At 68.5% G+C, this 7,451-nt stretch carries 8 protein-coding genes and 1 pseudogene; 5 read left to right on the top strand and 4 right to left on the bottom strand.

Features of this window, described 5'->3' with window-relative positions:
* The 4 genes and pseudogenes from ACTWQJ_RS42660 to benA all read right to left on the bottom strand — a co-directional run.
* On the bottom strand, positions 1–321 hold a 321-nt coding region (locus ACTWQJ_RS42660), incomplete at its 3' end, for an SDR family NAD(P)-dependent oxidoreductase (protein ID WP_443311788.1).
* A pseudogene (gene benC, locus ACTWQJ_RS42655) lies at positions 288–1,226 on the bottom strand (benzoate 1,2-dioxygenase electron transfer component BenC); the annotation flags it as partial. The gene ACTWQJ_RS42660 and the pseudogene benC, both read right to left, overlap by 34 nt.
* Positions 1,227–1,248: 22 nt before the next feature.
* Positions 1,249–1,755, bottom strand: a complete 507-nt coding sequence (gene benB / locus ACTWQJ_RS42650; protein WP_443311787.1) for a benzoate 1,2-dioxygenase small subunit — start codon at positions 1,753–1,755, stop codon at positions 1,249–1,251.
* Positions 1,752–3,104 (bottom strand): benzoate 1,2-dioxygenase large subunit, encoded by a 1,353-nt coding sequence (gene benA / locus ACTWQJ_RS42645; protein WP_443311786.1) that lies wholly within the window; start codon positions 3,102–3,104, stop codon positions 1,752–1,754. The genes benB and benA overlap by 4 nt, the downstream gene beginning before the upstream one ends.
* Before the next feature lie 237 nt (positions 3,105–3,341).
* On the opposite strand from benA, the gene ACTWQJ_RS42640 reads away from it, so the two are divergent.
* The 5 genes from ACTWQJ_RS42640 to ACTWQJ_RS42620 form a co-directional block, all read left to right on the top strand.
* A complete protein-coding gene (locus ACTWQJ_RS42640) occupies positions 3,342–4,241 on the top strand; it encodes a LysR substrate-binding domain-containing protein (RefSeq protein ID WP_443311785.1) in 900 nt (299 codons plus the stop codon).
* Complete coding sequence (locus ACTWQJ_RS42635) at positions 4,238–5,341, top strand: mandelate racemase/muconate lactonizing enzyme family protein (protein WP_443311784.1); 1,104 nt, start codon at positions 4,238–4,240, stop codon at positions 5,339–5,341. The genes ACTWQJ_RS42640 and ACTWQJ_RS42635 overlap by 4 nt, the downstream gene beginning before the upstream one ends.
* Before the next feature lie 25 nt (positions 5,342–5,366).
* Complete coding sequence (gene catA, locus ACTWQJ_RS42630; RefSeq protein WP_443311783.1) at positions 5,367–6,221, top strand: catechol 1,2-dioxygenase; 855 nt, start codon at positions 5,367–5,369, stop codon at positions 6,219–6,221.
* Positions 6,222–6,227: 6 nt separating this feature from the next.
* Positions 6,228–6,524, top strand: a complete 297-nt coding sequence (catC, locus tag ACTWQJ_RS42625) for a muconolactone Delta-isomerase (protein ID WP_443311782.1) — start codon at positions 6,228–6,230, stop codon at positions 6,522–6,524.
* Between the two features lie 73 nt (positions 6,525–6,597).
* Positions 6,598–7,451 (top strand): alpha/beta fold hydrolase (locus ACTWQJ_RS42620; protein ID WP_443311781.1); only part of this gene is annotated, 854 nt, incomplete at its 3' end.

Below are 7,451 nucleotides of genomic sequence, written 5' to 3'. Positions count from 1 at the left end.
CTCCAGGTCCGCGAGGACGGCGTGGGCCTTGAGCTCGTCGGCAGCTTCCCGGACCATCTCGGAGCGGTCCACCAGGACGACCTCGGCGGACTCGGCCGCCAGCCGGCGCGCGACCGCGAGGCCGATGCCCTGGGCGGCGCCGGTGACCACGGCCGTCTTCCCGGCGAACCGGTCGACGTGCACGGTGGGCCCGCTCACGCCGCCTCCGCCGTCTGTCGTGCGGCGGCCGGGGCGAACTTCTCGTAGTGGAAGCTCGCCGGGCTGACGCCGAGGCCGGCGATGTGGTGGCGTACCGCCTCCACCATGGCCGGCGGCCCACACAGGTACACGTCCGTGTCACCGTCGTGGAGGGTGCTCGCGTCCATCAGGCCGGTCACGAAGCCCTTGTTGCGGGCGGCGCTGGACGGGTCGGCCACGCAGTGGTCGAAGGTGAGGCTCGGGATGACCTCGGCGTAGTCCTCCAGGGTGTCCAGGTGGACGAGGTCCTGGTCGGTGGTGACGCCGTAGAGCAGGTGGACCGGGTGGGCGGGCGGCTTCTGGGTGAGGTGCTCCAGCATCGACAGCAGCGGGGCGAGGCCGGTGCCGCCCGCCAACAGCAGGGCGGAACGGGTGAGTTCACGCAGATAGAAGCTGCCCATCGGGCCGGTGAACTCGATGCGGTCGCCGATGCGGGCGCGCTGGGTGAGGTAGCTCGACATCGCGCCGCCGTCCACGATCCGCACCAGGAACGAGATCTGCCGCTGGGTCGGACCGGAGCTGAAGGAGTACGAGCGGACCTGGTCGGTGCCCGGCACGGCGATGTTGACGTACTGGCCGGGCAGGAAGTCCAGGGCATCCCGGTCGTCGACGTCGAGGGCGAACTCCACGGTCGTGGGCGAATGGTGCTTGACCGCGGCGAGCGTGGCGGCGTGTGTGGCCGCTGCCGTCTTGGCGGCCACTGAGGAGGACGGGATGCGCAGCACGAGGTCGCTGTGCGGGGTCATCTGACAGGGCAGGCAGTATCCGCTCGCGGCCTCGTCATCGGACAGCGCCTCGTCGATGTAGTCACCGCCGTCGTAACTACCCGACTCGCAGAGCGACTTGCAGGTGCCGCAGGCGCCGTCGCGGCAGTCCAGCGGGATGTTGATGCGGGCCTTGTACGAGGCCTCGGCGACGGTCTCGTCCGGCCGGCACTCGATGAAGCGGGTGATGCCGTCCTCGAAGTTCAGGGCGACCTGGAAGGACATGCGGGTGCTCATTTCGCGAGGTTCAGACGTGGTAGATGTCGACGACGTGGTGCACGTAGTCGTTCTTCAGGACGACCTTCTTGGCGGTGATCAGCGGGTCGGGACCGGAGACGTCGAGGCGGTAGAAGGACGTGCCGAAGTACGTGTCGGTCGTCTGGTAGCGGTAGTAGAGCGTGAACCAGTTGAACCGCACGTCCACCACGTCGCCGTCCCGGCCGGTGATCTCGACGTTGGTGATGTTGTGGCCGGTGCGCGGCTCGGGCAGGCTCGTGGCGCTGGAGCGGTCGGTGCGGATGCGGAAGACGCGGTCCTCCAGGCCGGCCCGGCTCGGGTAGTAGACCAGGGAGATCTCGCGCTGCGGATCGCGGGTGAGCTCGTCGTCGTCCGCCCAGGCGGGCATCCAGAACTCGACGTCCGGGTGGTAGCACTCCAGCCACTTCTCGAACTCGCGGTCGTCCAGGTAACGGGCCTCGCGGTAGAGGAACTGGCGGACGCCCTCGAGAGTGATCTCTTCGACTGCCGTGGTCACTTCGCCACCTCCAGGTCCAGGGCCTTGCGCAGGGTCTCGAGCCAGTAGCCGTGCTGGATGGGGTAGAGCCCCTCGTCCTCGGTGCGCACGCCGCTGGCGATCGGGTTGATGCCGATCTTCTTGGCGTCCTCGTCCGGACCGTCGATCTGGTGCACGGCGCCACGGCTCAGGTCGTTCCACGGCATGGACTCGGCCAGATAGGTCTTCTGGCAGGAGCGGAACTCCTCCAGATCGTCCGGGGTGGCCATGCCGGTGGCGTTGAAGAAGTCCTCGTACTGGCGGATGCGCCGGGCGCGGTCCTCGGCCGGCTCGCCCTTGGGGGCGATGCAGTAGATGGTGACCTCGGTCTTGTCGACGGAGATGGGCCGGAAGTGCCGGATCTGCGAGCTGAACTGGTCCATCAGGTAGACGTTCGGGTACAGGCACAGATTCCGGGACACGCCGATCATCCAGTCGGCCTTCTCCGCCCCGAACTGCTCCGCCAGCTCGTCCCGCTTCTCGTACAGCGGCCGGTTGGTCGGGTCGAGCCACTTGGTCCACAGCAGTAGATGGCCGTGGTCGAAGGAGTAGAAGCCGCCCTTCTGCTTGGACCAGCCGCCCGCGTCCATCGTCTTGGTGTCGTTCTTCGACTCGCCGGACGTACGGCGGGCCTGAGTGGCCGCGTAGTTCCAGTGGGTGGCGGAGACGTGGTAGCCGTCGGCCCCGTTCTCGGCCTGGAGCTTCCAGTTGCCGTCGTAGTGGTACGTCGACGAACCGCGCAGCACCTCCAGGCCCTCCGGGGACTGGTCGACGACCATGTCGATCACGACCGCCGCGTCGCCGAGGTGCTCGCGCAAGGGTTTGACGTCCGGGTTGAGGCTGCCGAAGAGGAAGCCGCGGTAGCTCTCGAAGCGGGCGACCTTCTTCAGGTCGTGGGAGCCATCCTTGTTGAACTGCTCGGGGTAGCCGGCCTCGCGGGGGTCCTTCACCTTCAGCAGCTTGCCGCTGTTGTTGAAGGTCCAGCCGTGGAACGGGCAGGTGAAGGTGGTGCGGTTGTCGGTCTTCCGGCGGCACAGCATCGCGCCGCGGTGGCTGCACGCGTTGATCAGGCAGTGCAGCTCGCCCTGCTTGTCGCGGGAGATGACGACGGGCTGGCGGCCGATGTACGTCGTGAAGTAGTCGCCGACCTCCGGGATCTGGCTCTCGTGCGCGAGATAGACCCAGTTCCCCTCGAAGATGTGCTTCATCTCCAGCTCGAAGAGTTCCTCGTCGGTGAAGACGTTCCGCCGGACCCGGTACACACCGTTGTCGGGGTCGTCCACGAGGGCGTCTTCGAGGATGGTCCGCGCCCGGCTGAAGTCCTCGGCCATGATCCCGTCCCTTTCGCCTCGGCCAGGCCGCCTGGCCGGCGGCGTCATTGCCATTGCTTTTCAGCACCATGACAGCGCGGTGAAGAGTCGGCCCCAGACATTTCCCCAGGGTTGACCCAGGGGGGTATTGATATCTCTGGCGTCTCAATAGGCTGCAACCAAGTATTTGTGTCGTATGGGGTTCACTTCCTACGCTGAAGCGCATTCGAGGGCCCCGAACCAGAAAGGGGCAGCCCGGTGGAGCTCAGGCATCTTCGGTATTTCTTGGCCGTCGCCGAGACGCGTCATTTCGGAAAGGCCGCGGAACGCCTGCACATGGCCCAGCCGCCCCTCTCCCAGGCGATCCGCCGCCTGGAGACGGAACTGGGCGTGGAACTGTTCACCCGCACCACCCGCCAGGTCGCCCTGACCGGTGCCGGCGAGGTGTTCCGCACCGATGTGGAGCGCATCCTCAAGGCCGTCGACGAAGCGGTGGCCAGAGCCGTGCGCTTCGCCTCCGGGGTGGAGGGCGTGCTGCGGGTCGGCCTGACGGGAGCTGCCTCGTACCGCCAACTGCCCGCACTCGCCCGGCTCCTCAAACGGGAGATGCCGCACGTGATGATGGAGGTGCACACCGAGATGCTCACGCCCGCCCAGGAGCTCGGGCTGATCGATCGGCGCCTCGACGTCGGCGTTCTGCGCCCGCCGATCCGCCAGGAGGGCATCGCGCACCGCGCGCTCGCCGACGAGCCACTCGTCGTCGCCGTGCCCACGGAACACTGGCTGGCCGAGGCCGACCTCGTCCGGATCGAGCAGCTGCGGCACGAGGACTTCATCATGTACGGCGCCACGCTCGGCTCCGTCCTCAACGACGCCGTCGTCCGCAGCTGCCTCGCCTCCGGCTTCTACCCGCACTGCGCCTACGAGGTCACCGAGACCTCCGCAGCCCTGGCGCTGGTCGCCGCCGGCCTCGGTATCGCCGTCCTCCCGGACTCCGTTCGCGCCGCGCCCCGCGAGGGCGTGTGGTGCAAGGCCATCGAGGACGCGCTGTCCATTCCTCTGGTTTTGGCCTGGCGAGAGGACGACGGCTCTCCCTTGCTGCAAAACCTCCTGAAGGTGCTGGAGCAGCACAACATGTTCCTTGAAGGAGTGGCATGAAAATCATCAGGGTCGAGGCAATTCCCTTTGCCATTCCTTACGCGAAACCGCTGAGATTCGCGAGCGGTGAGGTGCACAGCGCCGACCACGTCCTGGTCCGGGTGCATACGGATGAAGGCCTGGTCGGCACGGCGGAGGCGCCGCCCCGCCCCTACACCTACGGCGAGACCCAGGAGTCCATCGTCGCGGTGATCGACAAGATCTTCGCGCCGCACATCCTGGGCCTCACCGCACTGGAACGCGAGGCCGTCCACGAACGCCTCGAGCGGACCGTCGGCAACCCGACGGCCAAGGCCGCCATCGACATGGCGCTGTGGGACATCCTCGGCCAGGCGGCCGGCATGCCGGTCTCCGGACTCCTCGGCGGCTACACCGACCGCATGCGCGTCAGCCACATGGTCGGCTTCGCACCCGCCGAGGAGATGGTCGCCGAGGCGGAACGCGTGCGGGACACGTACGGCATCACCACCTTCAAGGTGAAGGTGGGGCGACAGCCGTACACCGAGGACGTCGACGCATGCCGGGCCCTGCGTGAGGCGCTCGGGCCGGGCGTCGTGCTCTACATCGACGGCAACCGTGGCTGGAGCGCCTCCGAGTCCGCCCGCGCCCTACGGGAGATGGCCGACCTCGGTCTGACCTTCGCCGAGGAACTCTGCCCCGCCGACGACGTCCTGGGTCGGCGCTGGCTGGTCGCCCAGAGCACCATCCCCTTCATCGCTGACGAGAGCGCGACCCGGCCGGCCGAGGTCACCCGGGAACTCCTCGGCGGCTCCGCCACCGCCATCAGCATCAAAACCGCCCGCACCGGCTTCACCGCGTCCCAGCGCGTGCTGCACGAGTGCGAGGGCCTGGGCGTGGAGGTGGTGATGGGCAACCAGATCGACGGTCAGATTGGCTCCCTGTGCTCGGTCGCCTTCGGCGCCGCGCACCGATCCACCTCGCTCCACGCCGGTGAGCTGTCGAACTTCCTCGACATGTCCGACGACCTCCTCACCGAGCCCCTGACCATCGAGAACGGCACTCTCCGCGTCCGTGAGGGAGCCGGACTCGGCATCGACATCGACCCCGACAAGCTGGCGCGTTACCGCCAGGACCGCTGAACCACCCACAAGAGACGGGACGACCATGACCGACACCATCACCGAGCAGGCCACCGCGGCCGCGTCCGGAGCCGCCGCCACCGAGCAGTTCCGCAGCAAGCAGCGCGGCGGGGCGGTCGACGTGGACACCCAGCGCGTCGACACCCTGGTTTCCGAGCTCCTGGCCGCCGCCCACGAGATCATCCGCCGTCACAAGGTCACGTACGCCGAGTACGAGGTGCTCAAGTCCTGGCTGATCCAGGTCGGTGAGGACGGTGAGTGGCCGCTCTTCCTCGACGTGTGGCTGGAACACGTCGTCGAGGAGGTCGCGAACGAGAACCGCGAGGGCAACAAGGGCACCATCGAGGGCCCGTACTACGTCCCCGACTCCCCGCGTCTGCCCGCTGAGGCGACCCTGCCCATGCGGGAGGACGAGGCCGGTACTCCGCTGCTCTTCCAGGGCCAGGTGACGAGCGTGGACGGCACCCCGCTGTCCGGCGCCAAGGTCGAGATCTGGCACGCCGACGACGACGGCTACTACTCGCAGTTCGCGCCGAACCTGCCGGAGTGGAACCTGCGCGGCACGGTCGTCGCCGACGACGCCGGCCACTTCTGGATCCGCACGGTCGAGCCGGCGCCGTACCAGATCCCCACGGACGGCTCCTGCGGCCGGCTGATCGCCGCCGCGGGCTGGCACGCGTGGCGCCCGGCCCACCTCCACCTGAAGGTGTCGGCGCCCGGCCACCAGCTCATCACCACCCAGCTGTACTTCAAGGGCGGTGAGCACGTCGGCGACGACATCGCCTCCGCCGTGAAGCCCGAGCTGATCCTCGACCCCGGCCCGGCGGCGGACGGCAACGGCCGCGAGGTCACGTACGGCTTCGTCCTCGACAAGGCGTGATGAGCAGTGCTGTTCGCAGTACGGATGGACGTTGAGATTCCGCGCGACCTCGACCCGGAGGTTCGCGCGGACCTGGTGGTCCGCGAGAAGGCCTACTGCCAGGAACTGCAGAAGTCCGGGGAGTGGCTGCACATCTGGCGGTGCGTCGGGCAGTACGCCAACATCAGCATCTTCGATGTCACCGACAACGAGGCGCTGCACCGCATCCTGTGGAACCTCCCCCTCTTCCCCTACATGACGGTCGACGTGACACCGCTGGCCCAGCACCCGTCCGCCCTGGCCGCCGGTGAGGTCGTGACCTGATGGACAAGGTGGTCGCCACGGCCTCGCCCTCGTCCTCGAACGCTGGAAGCCCCGCCGCTCGTTGGAGCCGCCCGTGCCCGCCTCCCGTTTCCTGCACCACCACGTCGTCGGTCCAGCCGACGCACCACCCCTGGTCCTCGGCCCGTCCCTGGGCACCTCAAAGGCAGTCTGGGAACCCCAACTGCCCTCCCTGATCCGCCATTTCCGGGTACTGCGCTTCGACCTGCCCGGACACGGCGGTTCCACATCCGCTGTCCTGCCCGACCCCGAGCCCGGCCGTACGACGGTCGGGGACCTCGCGTCGCTGGTCCTCGCCCTCGCCGACCACCATGGCTGGGACCGGTTCCACTACGCGGGCATCTCCCTGGGCGGAGCCATGGGGGCGCACCTCGCCGCCCATTGTCCGGACCGTGTCGTCTCCCTGGCCCTGGTCTGCTCCTCCGCGCACTTCGGAGCCTCGCAGCCGTGGTACGAGCGGGCCGATCTGGTACGACTCAAGGGAACCGCTCCGCTGCTGGAGACCACCCCGAGCCGCTGGTTCGCCACGGGCGACGTCGCCGGCACCCCCTTCGGCCGCAGACTGCTCGGCAACCTCGCCGACGCCGACCCGGTCGGGTACGCGGCGTGCTGCGACGCCCTCGCCGACTACGACCTGCGCCCCGACCTCGCTGCGATCAGTGCCCCCACGCTCGTAGTCGGGGGCACTCTCGACACGGCCACCCCGCTGGAGCACGCGCGGGAGCTCGCCGAGGGCATCCCGCACGCCGTACTGAAGACCATCGCCTGTGGCCACCTCGCCGCTGAGCGGCCCAGGGTCCTGCAGGACGTGCTCACCACGCATCTGCGCACGGCCCAGGAGGAAGACCGGCCCTGCGCGCCTTCAAGGCGGCCGGCGGGAAGACGGTCACCCGGCACGGCCTGTCCGAC

Source organism: Streptomyces sp. KR55, from assembly GCF_052245645.1.
Taxonomy (GTDB): Bacteria; Actinomycetota; Actinomycetes; order Streptomycetales; family Streptomycetaceae; genus Streptomyces; species Streptomyces flavusporus.
Note: the sequence above shows the minus strand (reverse complement) of the source record. Positions and strands in the feature narration are given on the sequence as shown.